An 18,049-nucleotide genomic window follows, 5' to 3' on the forward strand; every position below is an offset into this window, starting at 1 on the left:
GGCTGGATCGGCGCCCCCCCCGGTTGTGCAACACAGGGAGTTTGCAGGAAAGCATGATGGCACGCACGGGCGTGCGGATCTGAAACAGCTGATGATCCGTGATCTATCTGGAGAGGCTGCGGCTTGCAATCTGCGTTGGCCGCTGCTGTTGGTGATCTTCTCCTTTCTTGTTCTGTACACAGGTGCTCATGGCAAAATTTGATTCCAACACCGTGGAGGCCATCAAGGCCAGGATTGACATCCTTGATCTCATTGGTCGCTATGTGGAACTCAAGCCCGTGGGGGAAAACTGGGTTGCTCCCTGTCCCTTTCATCAGGAGACCAAGCCCTCGTTTTCCGTGAGCCCTGCGCGTGGCTTTTACTATTGTTTTGGATGCCAGGCAGCCGGCGACGTGATCGAGTTCTACCGCGCCATCAATGGCCTCAGTTTTCCCGAGGCTGTTGAACAGCTTGCCCGTGAGGCCGGGGTGGAGCTTCGCCCTGAAACACCTGGTGGGTACAAGAGACGTGAGGTCAAGGCCGAATGTTTCGAATTGCACGCACGGGCCCAGCGATTTTTTCAAAACGCCCTTGCTGCCCGGGGTGCGGAAAAGGCCCGGGCCTATCTGGACAGGCGGCATATTTCCCATGACATGAGGGAACGCTTTGGCCTCGGGTGGGGACCTGATTCCTGGAACAGTCTCAAGGATCATTTGCAACAGCTGGGCTATCCCCAAGAGGCCGGTGTCACGGCAGGGCTTCTTTCACACAACAAGGCAGGCCGGGTCTATGACCGCTTTCGGGGGCGGATCATGTTTCCGATCCACAATCTGGCCGGTCAGGTCATTGCCTTTGGCGGTCGGGGGATCGAGGAGGATCAGGAACCCAAATATCTGAATTCCAGCGAGACCCCCATTTATACCAAGGGAGATCATCTCTACGGATTGTTTCAGGCCCGACGATCCATATCCAGTGAAAAATCAGTGCTCCTCACCGAGGGGTACGTGGATGTCATCACCTTGCACCAGCACGGATTTTCCCATGCCTGCGGGGTTCTCGGCACGGCCCTGACGCCCCGTCAGGTGCACCGGCTGGCGGGCTTGGCCAAGGAAATTATCCTGCTTTTTGATGGTGACAGGGCCGGGCGCAAGGCGGCCTTGCGCAGCGCCCTGATGGTGCTTTCCGAAGGGGTTTCCTGTCGGGTGGTCATGTTTCCCGAGGGCGAGGATGCGGATTCCCTGCTGCGGAAAAAGGGCAGGGATGTTTTTGCCGATCTGCTGGCAAATGCCCGTGACGGCCTTGCCTTCTGCCTTGCGGTGGTTAGAGAGAATGAATCGCCCAAGGAAATCATGCGATGGGCTGTTTCTTTTATTCAGGGGTTGAAGGAGGTTTCCTGGCAGGCCTTTTACATCCCCAAGATAGCCGAAGGCCTCGGGGTCTCGGAAAAGGAACTTCGCGAGGCCATTGGTCAACCGGGTACAACCCAAAGTCCCAAGGCGATCCAGCTGCATCTTTGCGGTCCGGCCCAGCGGGACCGGGAACTGTTGTCATTTGCCATCAGGTTCCCCCAGTACCTCGAACGCCTGGAGGAATACCACTTTGCTTCCAGCCTGTGTACCCAGCGTGGCCGGGAATTTTGGGAAAAACTTCTTCAGTATGGTCACGACCATCTGCTCTCCCATCTTGATGAGGGGGAGCGGACTTTTTTTGTCAAATGCCAGATGCAGCAGAAAGCCTCTCCCGAGGCCGAACTTGAGGAGTGGCAGGGGCTCAAGGAATTCATGGCCCGGAATGTGTCCAAAACACGCCGGAAACATCTGAAAATGGCTCTGGCCCGGGCCCAGCAGGACGGTGACATTGGGGAGGTCAAGCGGATTCTCGCGCAATTGCAGGACATTATCGTTCATTAATGACGACAACTCGGCCACCTATCATCAACGCGTGCGGATACCAACAGGGGCGTTGGGGTGCATGGTGGCCGGATACATACGGAACGTTTCGCAAGGGGGAAGGATGAGCAACATCAAGGATGTGCAGCAGATCAAGGCGCTTATTGCCATTGGCAAGCAAAAGGGGTTTCTGACCTTCGAGGAACTCAACAAGGCATTGCCGGCTGAAGTGACCAATAGCGATCAGATCGAAGAAGTTATTTCCATTTTCGATTCCATGAATATCGCTATCGTGGATGAGAAGGTCGGCAAGTCCCTTGAGGCCAAGGGTGAGGTCGTGGAAGATGGGGAAGCCGAAATCGAACTTGCCGAAACGGACGATACCGCGGATTATCCCACCCGGAGCAACGATCCCGTGCGCATGTATCTGCGGGAGATGGGCTCGGTGGGCCTTCTTGACCGGGAAGGGGAAGTGTACATCGCCCGCAAGATCGAGGCGGGCGAATTCGAGGTCATGTACTCCCTGGTGGAGGTTCCCGTGGCAGTCGAGGAACTCATCCAGGTGGGCGAGGATTTGCGCAATGGCCGGATCAAGCTCAAGGACGTGGTCAAGACCATTGAAGAGGATGACCCGTCGGAAGAGGAAATGAACCAGCGGGAGCGGGTCATCAAACTGCTCGAAGAGGTCAAGAATATTTACCGGAAGAAGCGTTCCGTTTACGAAAAGCTGGACGAATGCGCCCGTCTTGATCGACGAGTTTACGGTCTGCAAAACAAGATTGTGGAGTACAAGAGTTCGGTTGTCCAATGTCTGCGCGATATCAAGCTGGACAAGAACCTCCTTGATCGCATTATCGAGACCGTGGGAGACTACGTCCGTCAGATGCACAATTGCCGCCGGGATCTTTCTGCCTACATTCTTTCCATTGGCAAGTCCAAGGAAGAGATTTTTGACTTGTTCGAAAAAATGGAAAAAAGGGAAATCAATCCTGTTGCTGCTGCTGATTCATTGAACATGACGGTTGAGGAACTTTTTTCCTTCAAGGAAATGGTTCATGGAAAAATCGAGATTTTGCAGCGGTTGCAGGAAAACTGCATGCATGACGTGGAAGATCTTGAGGAAATTCTGTGGCGGGTGAAAAAGGGCAACCAGGATGCCCTGAACGCCAAGCAGGAACTCATCCGGGCCAACCTCAGACTGGTGGTCAGCATTGCCAAGAAATACACCAATCGGGGTTTGCAATTCCTTGACCTCATTCAGGAAGGCAATATCGGCCTCATGAAGGCCGTGGATAAATTCGAGTATCAGCGGGGATACAAATTTTCCACCTATGCCACCTGGTGGATCAGACAGGCCATTACCCGGGCCATTGCCGATCAGGCCAGAACCATCCGTATTCCCGTGCACATGATTGAAACCATCAACAAGCTGGTCCGGACTTCCCGGTATCTGGTTCAGGAGCTTGGACGCGATCCCTCGCCCGAAGAAATTGCCGAGCGCATGGATTACCCCCTTGAAAAGGTCAAAAAGGTGCTCAAGATTGCCAAGGAGCCCATTTCCCTGGAAACGCCCATTGGTGATGAGGAAGACAGCAGTCTGGGGGATTTCATTGAAGACAAGAAGGCTGTGGCACCGGCTGAGGAAGTGGTATCCACCAAACTTTCGGAGCAGATCGCTTCGGTCCTTTCGGATCTGACCCCGCGTGAGGAACAGGTGCTTCGCAAGCGGTTCGGCATAGGGGAAAAGTCCGATCATACCCTGGAGGAAGTGGGTAAGTTGTTCAATGTTACCCGTGAACGCATCCGACAGATTGAGGCCAAGGCCTTGCGCAAACTGCGCCATCCCGTGCGCAGTCAGGGGTTGCGTTCCTATTACGAATCCTGATGGACCTTGTTGTCCAGAGACTATCAAAAGGCAGCCACAGGCTGCCTTTTTTTCATGGCCGGCACACCAGGGCCGTGACCCTGGCTGTTGCCAATCCGGGTATCATGAGGCATGCACGTTGCCAGAGCCACCGGCCGACCCGGGGGCGCTTGGTCCGTCAACACGTTCTGGGGATGTGTTGTGAAAGTGTCTTCCGGGCGACCCTACGAATGTCTGTGTTGCCGGCCATCCTGAACAGGGTGGTTCGTGATGCATCCGTAATGCATCCTGGGGATCATCCTCAGCCTTGTGTTTTTTTATGCGCCTTGTATCTCTTGGTTACTGCCTGCACAAAGGGGTCGTTGGGATTATTATCCTGGCGGCGCTGGTTGGTGTTCTGCGGGTTGACCTGACCCTGGCGGCGGACTGGATTGTCCGGGCACGCTATGTTCCTGACGGGGACACGCTTTTTCTGCATTCAGGCGAAAAAATACGCCTTGAGGGGATCGACTGCCCGGAGCTGCGGCATGACGGACGTCCTTCCCAGTATTATGCCAGGGAGGCCCGTCAGTATCTGTGGCGTCTGGTACGGGGCCAGGACCTGTGTGTACATACTCGGGACATCCGGGCTGATCGGTTCGGCCGGATTGTCGCTCCCGTGTATCTGCCCGACGGCAGGTCCATCAGCCTGATATTGGTCGAAAACGGCTATGCCTTTTATTATGCCCATACAAAACATCCGCACAGGCAACAGGCCGTCCTGCTTGAGGCGCAGCAGCGGGCCATGAACGGCCTGCGCGGTATGTGGGCCCGGGTTTTGCGTCTGCCCGCTGCCAGCAAAAGGTATGTGGGGAGCAGGAATTCCCGTCGATTTCATACCCAGACATGTGGATTCGGTCGGCAGATCAGTGCCCGCAATAGAATTGTTTTTGCGGATTTGCGTCAGGCCTTTTATGCCGGGTTTGCCCCTTGCAGGTCGTGTACGCCATGGCCTGACGCAAGATAGCTCGTGGCGCCATGTGCCCGGTTGGGGCATTTGTTTACTGCCTCTTTGGTTGGGGGCAGGACGTGTGTGCGTTCTTTTTGCAGCAGAGGTATGGTTTGAAGATCATCATTGTCGGAGCCGGCGAGGTGGGGTTTCATTGCGCCCGCCGTCTTGCCTCGGAAAACAAGGAAGTGGTTGTTATTGATCGCAACCCCAAGGTGCTTGGGCGGTTGCAGGATGCCGTGGACGTCCAGGTTCTTGAGGGATCGGGCAGCAGTCCCGAGGTCCTCAAACAGGCCGGAATCACCGGGGCTGATATTTTTCTGGCCGTGACCGACAGCGACGAGACCAATCTCACGGCCTGCACCTTTGCCCATCTCCTGGCCCCCGGGATCACCAAACTGGCCCGGATCAGGAACCAGGATGTTCTGTGCTACCAGGATATTCTGAGCCGGGAACTGCATCTTGGCACCATCATCAATCCCGAGCTTGAGGTGGTCAAGACCATTTCAAGCCTGCTGGGTACTCCCGGGGCCACGGATCTGAGTGAATTTGCCGACGGTCGCATCAAGCTTCTGGGGGTATGGATCGGTGGGGACAACGACCTGGCCGATACCCGGCTCATGGACCTGCGCAAAAAGATCGTTGATGTGCGTTTCATTGTTGCGGCCATCATTCGGGGCAATGACCTGATCATTCCCACGGGCATGGACACCATCCGTTCGGGAGACCTCATCTATCTGGCCTGCGAGGACAAGGATGCTGCTTCTCTGCTCAAGGACTTTGCCCCGGCCCGGGCCGGGTGGCATGACGTGCTCATTGTGGGAGGCGGGAATATCGGCTTCAAGCTGGCCATTGCCCTTGAAAAGATGTCCGTGAACGTCAAACTGCTGGACAAGGATAACGACCGGTGCGAGTTTTTGGCCGAGCATCTTGACAAGACCGTGGTGCTGTGCGGTGACGGCACGGACAAGGATATTCTCGAGGAAGAAAATGTCAGCAGCCTGGATGCGGTCATCACGGTCACCGGCAGCGAGGAAACCAATATTCTGGCCTCCCTTTTGGCCAAAAGCATCGGAGTGAACAAATGCATTACCCGCATCAACAAGTCCGAGTACATTCCCCTGGTCCGGGCCATCGGCCTTGAGCATATTGTCAGCCCCAGACTTTCTGCAGTGAACAGTCTGCTCAAGCATGTGCGCAAGGGCAATGTCATTTCATCCGTGGCCATCAAGGACGAGGCCGAGGCCATGGAGGCCATTGCCGAGGACAGATCCGCACTGGTTGGCCGACCCATCAAGGATCTTCCCTTTCCCCGGGGGGCCATTGTCCTGTGCATCATGCGCGGGGACACCGTGATCATTCCCACGGGGGAGGATATCATCAATCCCCGTGATCGGGTCATTCTGCTGGCCACCCGCGAGAGCATCGCCAAGGTGGAAAAGGCCCTTACCGTGACCCTGGAGCAGCTCTGATGCGTTGGGGTCAAACCTTGTATCTCATCGGGGTGATCCTGGTCTTTGTGGGCCTGTCCATGCTCGTCCCCCTGGGATTTTCTCTGTACTACCAGGATGCCGGCATCATTCCCCTTGCCGTCGGTATCCTCATGACCCTTGCCGTGGGCACCGGGCTCATTTTCGGGTTCAAACCCAGACCGCCGCGACCGTTGAACCATCGCGAGGGCATGGCCGTGGTTGCCCTGGGCTGGGCTGCGGCCGGCCTGTTCGGAGCCGTTCCCTTTTGTCTGGGCGGCGTGGGGGGATTGACCGATGCGGTGTTTGAGTCCTTTTCCGGGTTCACCACCACCGGGGCATCCATCCTGAACGATATCGAGGCCGTTCCCAGGGGGCTGCTCATGTGGCGCAGCCTGACCCACTGGCTCGGGGGTATGGGGATCATTGTCCTTTCCCTGGCCATTTTGCCCTTTCTCGGTGTTGGGGGCATGCAGCTTTACAAGGCCGAGGTTCCCGGGCCGGTTCCCGACAAATTGCGGCCACGCATCAAAGATACGGCCGTGACCCTGTGGAAGGTGTATGTCCTGTTCACCCTGGTGGAGACGGCCCTGCTCATGTTCGGGGGCATGGATTTTTTCGACGGGCTGTGCCATTCCTTTGGAACGCTGGCCACCGGAGGGTTTTCCACCAAAAACACGTCCATTGCCTGGTACGACTCCGCCTACATCGACGGGGTGATCACCGTGTTCATGTTTCTGGCCGGAATCAATTTTGCCCTGCATTTCAACCTGCTGCGCGGCAAACCCCTGTTGCTTCTCAAGGATTCGGAATTCAGGTTCTTTGCCTTGATCGTGGGACTGATCATTGCCATCTGCACCCTGGTCAACCAGGGTTCGGTCTATCCCTCATGGGTGGAGTCCTTTCGTTATTCCGCATTCCAGGTCATCTCCATCATCACCACCACCGGATACGGAACGTCGGATTACGAGCTCTGGCTGCCCCTGCCCCAGCTTTTACTCCTTGTGTGCATGTTCATCGGCGGGTGCGCCGGGTCAACAAGCGGAGGCATGAAATGCATGCGCATCATGCTTCTTTTCAAGCAGGGATACAGGGAACTGTTCCGGCTCATTCATCCGCGGGGAGTCAGGAACGTCAAGATCGGGGAACGTTTGGTCAAGCCCGAGGTCTTAAGCGGTGTCTGGGGATTTTTTGTTTTGTTTCTCGGTCTGCAAGTCATCTCGACGTTGCTGGTGGCTGCAACCGGGGTTGATGTGCTCACCTCGGTGAGCGCTGTTCTGGCGTGCATAGGAAATATCGGTCCGGGGCTGGGCAGTGTCGGACCCACGGACAATTTCGCGCACATCCCTGCCCTGGGGAAATGGGTTCTGATCCTGTGCATGCTCCTTGGCCGTTTGGAGGTCTATACGGTCATCGTGCTTTTTGTACCCGAATTCTGGAAAAAATAAGACAACGAGGTTGTACTATGGAAGATTGGATAGAGGTGGAGCGGTTTGAAGCCATGGAAGACAAGCTTCATGAGGAAATGCACCGCCTGGGCGAACTGGCCATGGATCTGGCCCTCAATCCCGGAGCAGTGATCAAGGCGGTGGAGGATGACAAAGGGTTTGCCATCCTGGTGCACAAGGTGTTCTACAAGAGCTTTACCTGAATCGCTCCCCGTGTTCGGTTCCATTGTCACCACCATCGTGCCGGTCTTTCTGGTCATGGGACTCGGCTACGTACTCAGACGCAGAGGGCTGATCAGCGACGCCTTTCTGACTGATGCCAACGGGCTTTTATACCATGTCTGTCTTCCCTGTCTGCTTTTTGTGAAGATTGCCGCGGTTCCTGTGGACATATCGTTCAATGGGCTGTTGGTGGCCGGTTCCACAGGAGTGCTCGTGCTCATGTTTGGCGCGAGTTATGGGCTTGCCAGACTCCTTGGGTATCCGGATCAGGTAGTCGGAGTTGTCAGTCAGGGTGCGGCCAGGGGCAACATGGCCTACATGGGGCTGGCTGTCATCTACTACGCATTGGGTGATGCTGGACTGGTCAGCGCCGGAATTCTGCTTGCCTGTCTGGTCCCGCCCGTGAACCTGGGTTCGATCATGGTCTTGTCCATGGCTAGGTCCTCGTGTGGTGGCAGGGGAGTCGTGTTCTGGATGCGGGAAGTCTTTTCCAACCCTCTCATTCAGGCTGCAGCGGCCGGGATTGTGGTTGCCTTGCTGGGAGTGCACTTGCCCGTGATTCTGGACCGGGGGCTCGGGCTGGTTGCCGAGATGACCCTGCCCCTGGCCCTTGTGGCCATTGGCGGGAGTTTTGCCCCCCAGCCCGTTCGTTTTTCCTGGGATGTTCTTCTGATTGTCGTGTTCAAGAACGTGCTCATGCCTCTGGCAACCCTGCTTGTGCTGACCTGGCTGAAGGTTGGCGGGGTGGATCTTGCTGCTGGTGTACTCATTGCCGCGATGCCCACGGCCATGGTTTCCTATGTCATGGCCAGTGAGCTCGGAGGGGATACCCGGGTGGCAGGATCGGCCATTTTGGTTTCCACCCTGGCCTCGCTGGTTACCGTGTCGGGCTGGTTATATGTTGTGAGGACATGGTTGGGGGTATGACGCGCCATGCGTTCCGGGCGCATTGTTTTTCAGAACTGGTCCAAGGACATTGATCATGGATATACAACACGCCACAGCGTGGTTTCTGGCGTATGCCGGACGGTTTCGGCAACAAGATGCCAGGGATCAGGAAAATATCGATCTCAAGATACACCATTCCCTGCGGGTGCTTGCCGAGGCCGAAAAATTGGCCGAACATGAAGCATTTGAACCGCATATTGCCTTTCTGACGCAGGTAGGCGCCCTGTTGCATGATGTGGGACGGTTCAGGCAGTACGATACCTACAAGACCTATAGTGATCCTCTGTCCGTGGATCACGGGGATCTGGGCCGGGAGGTGCTTGAAGCCGAACAGGTTCTGGAAGATCTGGAAGGGACGGACAGGGCAATCGTTCTTGAGGCAGTCAGGCTGCACAACAAAAAGCAGCTTCCCGACAATCTGGACGAACACCTGGGCATGATCACCCGGGCCATCAGGGATGCGGACAAGCTTGATATCATCCCCGTGGTTCTGGCCAGTGTGGCTCCGGGCGCACCTGACAATCCGGTGATCCGCCTGGGGCTTTCCTGTGAACCGGACAGATTTACCCGGTCCGTGTTGGATCAGGTGGCGGCCCGGGAAATGGTCGAGTACACGTCCATGCGTTTTGTGAACGATTTCAAGTTGCTGCTTATTTCCTGGTCCTACGCGCTGGCATATGGATGGACCAGACAACAGATGCTTGCCCGGGGGTATGTGGATCGGCTTTTCGAGCTATTGCCCGCAACCGAGATATTTGTTCACCTGCGTGAGGGGGTGATACGGGATTTACAGGGCGGTTTCGGCGATGAGAAGCCAGAGTAGCCGGTCCAGGGTGGTCAGGATGTCGCCGTACAGGCCGCCGTATCCGGGAAAACGGCCGAACAGCCGGTGACGTTGGGTTTCCTGCCTCGGGCATCCACTGGTGGCAGGGGAGGATTTGCCTTCGGTGGCCAGGACCAGTCGTTCGTGCATCAGGTAGGCGCAGGCTTCTGTGGCGAACCGCGATGCCAGGGTCACGCATTGGGGGCCTGCCTGGTGCCAATATGATTGCGCCGCAGGCGTTGGACGGCTGGCAAGGGCCTGTCTTGTCATGGCGTAGAGAAAATTGATCTGGGATCCGGGAATGCCTCGTCGCCAGCCAAGCAGCCAGGGCAGCCGCCAGGACATGAGAAAATTGTTCCTGGCCAGGCTGATGATGGTTTCAAGACATTCCTGCAGTTCCAGAAGTTCCCGGTCGGGCCAGAGAACATCCAGGCGGGCAATGTCCCATGTCGGGGACAGCTTTTCCCGGATCACAAGACCGGGGATGCGTTGTTCCAGGAGGACGGCCAGAAGATGATTGGCCTGGCGTGAGGCCGGTGTTTCAAGGTGCACGTAGCTCAACACAAAGGAGCCTTTGCCATAGTCGCCCCCGATGATGCACGGTTCTCCCTTGAGGGGGCCGGGGTCGAGCTTGATTCCGTAGACGGATTCCCATTGGCTCAGGTCTGAAGAGGGGCATTGTCCCAGATTCAGATCTGCTGTCCAGAAGTCCCGGGCCGGTCGTTCGTACCGGGCCAGAACCCGGACCTGATCGTCGTCCTCATGGCCGTCGAATTGGGCGGGCCACCAGGCCGGGAGCTTCAAGGTCCGTTCTCCAGGGGTTGCAGGCGCAAAGACCCTGGTATAAAGGTGGCCGCTGAAATTGGGGACGCGTTCCTTGTAGGGTTTTTTGCCCCAGGTGCACAGTTGCAGATTTTTGTGTTCCCCATCGTGGTCAAGACCGAGGCCGGCTCCGCCGCAGAAACCGATATAGTGCCCTCCCTGGGCCAGGTAGTCTCTGATGGCCTGCCTGCCCGTGTGGCCCAGCTGTTTTGATTTGAGCCGGGCCCATCCTCCCGGGACCATGAGCACCGACGGGGGGGAGGTTGCAAGCAGTCCCTCGCGTATCTGGGACGCCTGGACAATGGTCAGCGGCACCTGCCAGGCCCGAAGGGTGTGCCTGAGCAAAAGCCCCCACAGATGGGATTCGTCCCAGAGCATGAAGATACGGCCATTATTTGTGTGCATGCCGAAGTGATATCAAGAGCCGGGCTGGCGAGCAAGTGAATGGGGGGGTACGGATACAGGTCGGGTCGTCAGGTTGCGGAGCCGGATGGATTGCCCTGTGCCAAGACGAGAGAATGTTTGCTGCAACCAGTTTGTTTTTTTACGTTAATACATGTTGAAACGTGCGATTTTCATGTTGTTTTTTTCGATAACGGAGTGATCATGGCAGAATACGCATTGCCCAAGGGCTACGAGCCCGCTGATGTTGAAGACCGATGGCTCAGATACTGGGAGGAGAACAAGACCTTTACCCCTGATCCCGCGTCTGAGAAAGATCCCTACAGTATCGTCATCCCACCGCCCAACGTCACGGGCAAGTTGCATATGGGGCATGCCCTGAACCTGACCCTGCAGGATATTTTGTGCCGGTTTTACCGTCAGCAGGGGAAGAATGTCCTCTGGGTTCCGGGGACCGATCATGCCGGGATCGCTACCCAGAATGTGGTGGAGAAATCTCTGGCCAGGGAAGGCAAGACCCGGGACGATGTGGGCCGGGAACAATTCATTGAGCGGGTCTGGGAGTGGAAGGAGGAGTATGGCAACGCCATTTTGAACCAGATCCGGCGCATGGGCGCTTCCGTGGACTGGACCCGAACCCGGTTTACCATGGATGAGGGGCTTTCCCGGGCCGTGCGTGAGGTTTTTGTGCGTCTGTATGAGGAGGGGTTGATCTACAAGGGCAACTACATCATCAACTGGTGTCCGCGCTGTCATACCGCCCTGGCCGATATCGAGGTGGAGCACAAGGAGATCCCGGGGGGACTCTATGAGGTCCGTTATCCCCTGGCCGATGGCAGCGGTGATGTGGTCATTGCCACCACACGTCCCGAAACCATCCCCGGCGACACGGCCGTTGCCGTGCATCCCGATGACGAACGTTACACGCATCTGGTGGGCAAAAAGCTCGTTCTGCCCCTTTTGAACCGCGAGATCCCCATTATTGCCGATCCCTATGTGGATCGCGAGTTCGGCACGGCCTGCCTCAAGGTTACTCCGGCCCACGACATGAATGACTTTGCCCTGGGCAGAAAGCACAATTTAGAGACCATTCAGGTTATTGACGACAAGGGGATGATGACCGAGGCCGCAGGGCCCGATTTTGCCGGTCTGGATCGGTTTGCCTGTCGGGAGAAGATCCTGGCCATGCTCGAGGAATCCGGCTTTCTGGTTGCCAGAAAGGAATATGCCCATTCTGTTGGTCATTGCTATCGGTGCAACACGGCCATTGAGCCGTATGTATCCAAGCAGTGGTTTGTCTCCACGGCGCCTCTGGCCAAGGTGGCCCGTCAGGCTGTTGCCGACGGCAGGACCAAAATCTATCCCTCCCACTGGGACAAGACCTATTTCGAATGGCTGGACAATATCAGGGACTGGTGCATTTCCAGGCAGATCTGGTGGGGGCACCGCATCCCGGCCTGGACCTGTCAGGAGTGCGGCAGGCTCATCGTGGCCAAGGAAGATCCCACCTCGTGCCCGCATTGCCAGAGCGCCAATCTGGTGCAGGAAGAAGATGTCCTGGATACCTGGTTTTCTTCGGCCCTGTGGCCTTTTTCCACCCTGGGCTGGCCGGATAAAACCCCGGAGCTTGCCACCTTTTATCCCACCTCCGTTCTGGTCACGGGATTTGACATTCTCTTTTTCTGGGTGGCGCGCATGATGATGATGGGCCTTCATTTCATGGATGAAATCCCCTTTGATGATGTGTACATCCACGCCCTGGTCCGTGACGCCAAGGGGCGCAAAATGAGCAAGTCGACTGGTAATGTCATTGACCCGCTGACAACCATCGACAAGTTCGGCACGGATGCGTTCCGTTTCACCCTGACCTCGTTTGCGGCCATGGGCCGGGATATCAAGCTGGCCGAGGACCGCATCGAAGGGTACCGCCATTTCATCAACAAGATATGGAATGCGGCCAGGTTTTCCCTCATGCATCTTGACGAGACCACACCCGCTCTTGATCCGGGTACGATCAGGGGACTGCATCACGCCTGGATTTTGAACCGTCTCGAAGAGGTCAAGGCGGAAGTCAAAAAGGCCATTGAAGGCTACCAGTTCAACGAGTACGCCGGGACCATGTACCAGTTTGTCTGGCATGAGTTCTGCGACTGGTATCTGGAGATGATCAAGCCCGAGCTGTATGGTGAGGACGAGGAGGCCAAGCAGAAGGCCAGGGGGTGTCTGGGACATGTCCTGCGCGAGACCCTGATTCTGCTTCATCCTGTTGTCCCGTTCGTCAGTCAGGAGATCTGGTCCCACATGCCGGGAACAGATCAGGAGAATCTGGCCGAGGCTCTCTATCCGGTGTCGCATCCGGAACTTGCCAACAAGGAGGCTGCCAAACAGATGGCCTTTTTGCAGCAGCTTGTGGTGGCGGTCAGGAATATACGTTCGGAGCTCGGGGTGGAGCCGGCCAAAAAGGTCAACCTCCTTATCAAGGCTGAAGGCGATGACAGCGCGTTCCTCCTGGATCACGAACAGGAAATCGCCAATCTGGCCCGTCTGGATTCCATCCGTGTGGCAGCCGAGATTGAGCCGCCCAAGGGGTGTGCCACGGCAGTAGTTCAGGGGCACGAGATCTTTGTTCCCCTGGAAGGCATGGTTGATTTTGATGCCGAATTGGCCCGGTTGTCCAAGGAGCTGGTCAAATTGACCAAGGAACTTGATCGGGTGACCAAAAAATTGTCCAACAAGAGCTTTCTGGACAAGGCTCCCCGGGACGTGGTTGCCAAGGAAGAGGCCAAGGCCAGGGAGTTTAGCCAGAAGCGGGAAAAACTCGAAGGCCTGCAGGCCAGACTTCGGGACATTATCGGAGAATAATCATGGCAAACGTTTATCTCATTGGTGCGGGTCCCGGAGATCCCGGTCTGTTGACCATCAAGGGCAGGGAGATTCTTGAAAGGGCTGATGTGGTCATTTACGACTACCTGGCCAACAAGGTGTTTCTCGACTTTTGTCGCGATGATGCCCAGATCATCTATGTGGGCAAAAAGGGCGGGGATCATACCCTGCCCCAGGACAAGATCAACGAACTCATTGTGCAAAAGGCCAGGGAAGGCCATGTGGTGGCCCGCCTCAAGGGAGGAGACCCGTATGTCTTTGGCCGAGGGGCCGAAGAAGGCGAGGAACTGCTTGATGCGGGTATTGATTTCGAGGTGGTTCCCGGAGTTACGTCGGCCGTTGCCGGACCTGCCTATGCGGGTATCCCCCTGACCCACAGAAAGTACGCTTCGTCGGTATCTTTCATCACAGGGCACGAAGATCCCACCAAGGGTGAGAGCGCACACAACTGGGAATCCCTGGCCAAGGGGACCAGCACCCTGGTTTTTTTCATGGGGGTGAAGAACCTGCCCCATATCACGGCCAATCTCATCCAGGCGGGCATGGACCCGGATACGCCGGCGGCTCTGGTGCGATGGGGAACAACCTGTCGTCATTTTTCCATGGTCTCAACCGTTGGGAATATTGCCGAAGATGCGGTCAAACAGGGGATTAAGCCCCCCTCTCTTCTGGTGGTGGGGCATGTGGTGTGCCTGCGGGACCGGTTGAACTTTTTTGAGAAACGTCCCCTGCTGGGCAAGGGGGTTGTGGTTACCCGGGCCAGAAAGCAGGCCAGTGGACTGGTTGCACGTCTTGGCGAGCTTGGGGCGTGCTGCTATGAGTTCCCGACCATCAGGATCAAGCCCCTGGATGATTACGGGCAGGTTCAAGAGGCTCTTGCCGGTTTGGACACCTATGACTGGATCCTGTTTACTTCGGTCAACGGGGTTGTGCATTTCTGGGATCAGCTGAGGCAGACCGGCAGGGACGCCCGGGCCCTGGGAGGCAGGAAGATTGCCGCCATTGGACCGGCAACGGCCAGGGAATTGGAAGCTCGAGGCGTGTTTCCGGATTTTGTGCCTGAAAAATATGTGGCCGAATCCGTGGTGCAAGGACTTCTGAAAAGGGGCATCCAGGGAAAAAATGTCCTTGTTCCTCGAGCGAAAAAGGCCCGAGAGGTGCTTCCCGAGGGATTGCGCAACGCCGGATGCCGGGTCGATGTGCTTCCCGTGTACGAAACCGTGCTTGCCGAGGACGGCCAGCAAGAGGTTCTGGACGGGCTTGCCAGCGGGGATATCCATTGCCTGACCTTTACCAGTTCCTCCACCGTGGAGAATTTTTTTGCCCTGGTGGAGCCGGACGTGGTCAAATCCTTTGTGGACAAGGGACTTGCCATCGCGGTCATTGGACCTGTTACGGCAAAAACCCTTGCAACCTACGGGCTTGCTGCCCGGATTCAGCCGGAGGAGTATACGGTTCCTGCCCTGGCCCAGGCTGTGGCCGAGGTGTTGGGGAACCACCACGCATAATGGATCTTTTTTCCAGACGCGAGCAGGTCCGGTGTCGGAAGTCTGCAGTCCATAAACCGAGGCAGCACACCCTCCCGACGTGATCGACGGCTCATGGGCTGCTCCGGGTTGCAGTTTTGCAGTTCCTCGGGTGGTTCACGATCCCGACCGGTGCCGGGATGGCGGCAACGTCAACTATCCCGCTTGAAAAGGGACAGCTTTTCAGGAATCCACAGCTCAAGGAGGATCCATGACCCTACCCATTGCCGTTTTGATTTCAGGCAGCGGTACCAATCTTGACGCCATCATCCGGGCCATTGAGGCCAAGCGCCTTGATGCCCGGATTACCGTGGTCATCAGCAACAATCCCGATGCCTACGGGCTTGAGCGGGCCAAGGCCCATTGTCTGCCGTACCAGGTTATTGACCATGGGGACTATGCCTCCAGAGAGGCCTTTGATGCCGTTTTGGCCGAGGCCATCCGGGAATCAGGCGCCAAGGCCGTGATCCTGGCGGGGTTCATGCGTATCCTCTCTCCCTCGTTTATTTCGGCTTTTTCCGGGAACGTCCTGAACATTCATCCTGCCATTCTTCCCAGTTTTGCAGGGGCCAACGCCCAACGGCAGCAGGCTGATTTCGGGGTCAGGCTGGCGGGGTGCACGGTTCATTTTGTGGATGAAAAAATGGATAACGGGCCCATTGTCATCCAGGCGGTTGTTCCGGCCTATCCCGATGACAACGGAGACACCCTTGGCCAACGCATTCTCGAGTACGAGCACAGAATCTATCCCCAGGCCATTCAATGGCTTGCCCAGGGACGGCTCAAGATCCAGGGACGCAAGGTTGTTGTTGCCAACGCAGGCAAGGCAAAGGCGTTGCCGGAAAACGGCGTGCTCATCAATCCGCCCCTTGAAGAAGGATTCTAGGCTGCTTGATGGGTGCACAGGCGGGAAAAGACCAGAGAGGCGCGGCATGAACAGATTCCGTTTTGAACTGACCAAAGAGGAAAAAACGTATCTCAAGGACCTGGTTTTTGCGAGCATTGGGCATCGTCTGGGCGTGGGTCCAGCCCCGGACATGACTCCGGTGAGCCGGAAACTGACCCAGCCGTATGGTGCCTTTGTCACTCTGACCAGGAACGGGCAGCTCAGGGGATGTATCGGACATATTGTCGCCCAGGACCCCCTGTACAGGACCGTGGCCGGGATGGCCCGGGCCGCGGCCTTTGGAGATCCCAGATTCCCGCCGGTTTCTCTGGAGGAGTTCGGGGACCTTGAGGTGGAAATTTCCATTTTGAGCCCTCTGGAGCGGGTCAAGGATCTGACAGCCATTATCCCGGGCGTTCATGGCCTGTACGTGCGTCAGGGACAACGATCCGGGCTGCTTTTGCCCCAGGTGGCAGTGGAATGGTCCTGGGATAGGGAAACCTTTCTCGCCCAGACCTGTCACAAGGCCGGCCTGCCCCCGGATGCCTGGAAGGATGATGCCACCGAGGTGTACTGGTTTCAGGCAGAGGTTTTCTGAGCCCCAGGAGAGAAAAAAATTTGGTATGTCCATGCGTTCACGGCCAAGAGGGCCGGACTTTTTTGCTGCACAAGCGCATGGTTGCCCACTAACACACATGCCCACAAGGAGAACAACGTGGTACGAATCGAGACCAACAAGGGAACCATTGTCCTGGAACTGTTCGAAGACAAGGCTCCCAAGACCGTGAAGAATTTTCTGCGCTACGTCAAAGACGGGTTTTATGAAGGAACCATCTTTCACCGGGTGATCAAGAATTTCATGATTCAGGGTGGCGGCATGGATGAGAAGATGCAGGAAAAGAAGACCTTTTCACCGGTGAAGAACGAGGCGGACAACGGCTTGAAGAATGAGGCCTACACCGTGGCCATGGCCAGGACCATGGATCCCCATTCGGCAACGGCCCAGTTTTTCATTAACACCGTGGACAACGCCTTCTTGAACCACACGGCCAAGACCGAGCAGGGTTGGGGATATGCTGTTTTCGGCAAGGTGGTCGAAGGCAAGGACGTTGTGGACGCCATCAAGAATGTGGAAACCGGAGCCTGGGGCTTTTACGAGGACGTTCCCAAGGAAACCGTCATGATCACCAAGGCCGAAATCGTGGATTGATCTTGTGGTCGGTGCGCAAAGGGAGAAGGAACCCGGGGTGGTCACCGGTTCCCGGTTTGAGCTGATGCTGCGGCAAACCCCTTAACGGTGTTTGCCGCAGCATTTTTTGTACTTTTTGCCGCTCCCGCACGGACAGGGGGTGTTTCGGCCGATGCTGCGACCCGTTCCCACGACCTGGTTTTCTGCCAGCAGATGGCCGCCAGCGTAGAGCCAGGCGCCTTCTCTTTTTTCAAAGCGGCTGCGTTCTCGAACAATGTGCTGCCTGTTGTTGTGCTCGTACCGGGCCGAGAAGATCACCGTACCCTGGATATCGTTGGCTGTTCCTGCTTCACGGCCCTCTATCTCGAGACGGGTCCAGCGTACATGCCGGGTTGACCTGGCAAGGTCATCGGGGATGAACTTGTCGTAAAGGCTGGGGATGACGGTTTGCTGCAGATAGGCATACCTGCCGGTTGCAAAGGCCGTGAAGCGCGAGCGCATGAGCGCTTCGGCTGTCTGGGGACGTGAGGTCCCTTCGAGTAGGGGGCCGCAGCAGGAGCCAAAGCTCAGGCCCGAACCACAGGGGCAGGGACGGGGTTTTGCCTGCGCAAGAAGGTGGTGTGTGTTCATTTGCATTACCAGAAGCGTTTGGATAAGAGAACCGCTTCACGAAGTCGTGGAAGCATCGCTTTTCCGTTCTTTATATGAGAG

At 56.6% G+C, this 18,049-nt stretch carries 15 protein-coding genes; 13 read left to right on the top strand and 2 right to left on the bottom strand.

Annotated elements, in window-relative coordinates; genetic code table 11:
- The first annotated feature begins 188 nt into the window (after window positions 1-188).
- The 8 genes from dnaG (at window position 189) to DPF_RS11580 (ending at window position 9,630) form a co-directional block, all read left to right on the top strand.
- Window positions 189-1,889 (top strand): DNA primase, encoded by a 1,701-nt coding sequence (gene dnaG / locus DPF_RS11545; protein WP_069859843.1) that lies wholly within the window; start codon window positions 189-191, stop codon window positions 1,887-1,889.
- Between the two features lie 103 nt (window positions 1,890-1,992).
- Window positions 1,993-3,753 carry an RNA polymerase sigma factor RpoD gene (gene rpoD / locus DPF_RS11550; protein WP_069859844.1) on the top strand — a complete coding sequence of 587 codons (1,761 nt, stop codon included), beginning with the start codon at window positions 1,993-1,995 and terminating at the stop codon, window positions 3,751-3,753.
- 298 nt (window positions 3,754-4,051) lie between these two features.
- Entirely contained in the window at window positions 4,052-4,738 is a 687-nt protein-coding gene (locus tag DPF_RS11555) for a thermonuclease family protein (protein ID WP_083254678.1), read from the top strand.
- Window positions 4,739-4,833: 95 nt separating this feature from the next.
- A complete protein-coding gene (trkA, locus tag DPF_RS11560) occupies window positions 4,834-6,192 on the top strand; it encodes a Trk system potassium transporter TrkA (RefSeq protein WP_069860144.1) in 1,359 nt (452 codons plus the stop codon).
- On the top strand, window positions 6,192-7,637 hold the full coding sequence (locus DPF_RS11565) for a TrkH family potassium uptake protein (protein ID WP_069859845.1): 1,446 nt from the start codon (window positions 6,192-6,194) through the stop codon (window positions 7,635-7,637). The genes trkA and DPF_RS11565 overlap by 1 nt, the downstream gene beginning before the upstream one ends.
- A 17-nt stretch (window positions 7,638-7,654) precedes the next feature.
- Window positions 7,655-7,840, top strand: coding sequence for a hypothetical protein (locus DPF_RS11570; RefSeq protein WP_069859846.1), 186 nt, complete (start codon window positions 7,655-7,657; stop codon window positions 7,838-7,840).
- A gap of 10 nt (window positions 7,841-7,850) precedes the next feature.
- Window positions 7,851-8,786, top strand: a complete 936-nt coding sequence (locus DPF_RS11575) for an AEC family transporter (RefSeq protein WP_176724255.1) — start codon at window positions 7,851-7,853, stop codon at window positions 8,784-8,786.
- Window positions 8,787-8,841: 55 nt separating this feature from the next.
- Window positions 8,842-9,630, top strand: coding sequence for an HD domain-containing protein (locus DPF_RS11580; protein WP_069859847.1), 789 nt, complete (start codon window positions 8,842-8,844; stop codon window positions 9,628-9,630).
- Here the strand turns inward: DPF_RS11580 and DPF_RS11585 are convergent.
- Window positions 9,595-10,857: a BPL-N domain-containing protein gene (locus tag DPF_RS11585; RefSeq protein ID WP_069859848.1), complete on the bottom strand. Its 1,263-nt coding sequence runs from the start codon at window positions 10,855-10,857 to the stop codon at window positions 9,595-9,597. The two genes, DPF_RS11580 and DPF_RS11585, sit on opposite strands and share 36 nt — an antisense overlap.
- Before the next feature lie 201 nt (window positions 10,858-11,058).
- On the opposite strand from DPF_RS11585, the gene DPF_RS11590 reads away from it, so the two are divergent.
- From DPF_RS11590 to DPF_RS11610, 5 genes are all read left to right on the top strand, one after another.
- Window positions 11,059-13,716, top strand: a complete 2,658-nt coding sequence (locus DPF_RS11590) for a valine--tRNA ligase (protein WP_069859849.1) — start codon at window positions 11,059-11,061, stop codon at window positions 13,714-13,716.
- A gap of 2 nt (window positions 13,717-13,718) precedes the next feature.
- Complete coding sequence (gene cobA, locus DPF_RS11595; protein WP_069859850.1) at window positions 13,719-15,245, top strand: uroporphyrinogen-III C-methyltransferase; 1,527 nt, start codon at window positions 13,719-13,721, stop codon at window positions 15,243-15,245.
- 229 nt (window positions 15,246-15,474) lie between these two features.
- Entirely contained in the window at window positions 15,475-16,149 is a 675-nt protein-coding gene (gene purN / locus DPF_RS11600) for a phosphoribosylglycinamide formyltransferase (RefSeq protein WP_069859851.1), read from the top strand.
- A gap of 46 nt (window positions 16,150-16,195) precedes the next feature.
- The gene (gene amrA / locus DPF_RS11605) at window positions 16,196-16,747 is read left to right on the top strand and encodes an AmmeMemoRadiSam system protein A (protein ID WP_069859852.1); all 552 of its coding nucleotides are present in this window, start codon (window positions 16,196-16,198) and stop codon (window positions 16,745-16,747) included.
- A gap of 117 nt (window positions 16,748-16,864) precedes the next feature.
- Window positions 16,865-17,359 carry a peptidylprolyl isomerase gene (locus DPF_RS11610; RefSeq protein ID WP_069859853.1) on the top strand — a complete coding sequence of 165 codons (495 nt, stop codon included), beginning with the start codon at window positions 16,865-16,867 and terminating at the stop codon, window positions 17,357-17,359.
- An 81-nt stretch (window positions 17,360-17,440) separates the two neighbouring features.
- On the opposite strand, the gene DPF_RS11615 is transcribed toward DPF_RS11610, so the two are convergent.
- On the bottom strand, window positions 17,441-17,968 hold the full coding sequence (locus DPF_RS11615; protein WP_069859854.1) for a YchJ family protein: 528 nt from the start codon (window positions 17,966-17,968) through the stop codon (window positions 17,441-17,443).
- Window positions 17,969-18,049: the final 81 nt, after the last annotated feature.

It is taken from the genome of Desulfoplanes formicivorans (assembly GCF_001748225.1).
Classification (GTDB): Bacteria; Desulfobacterota; Desulfovibrionia; order Desulfovibrionales; family Desulfomicrobiaceae; genus Desulfoplanes; species Desulfoplanes formicivorans.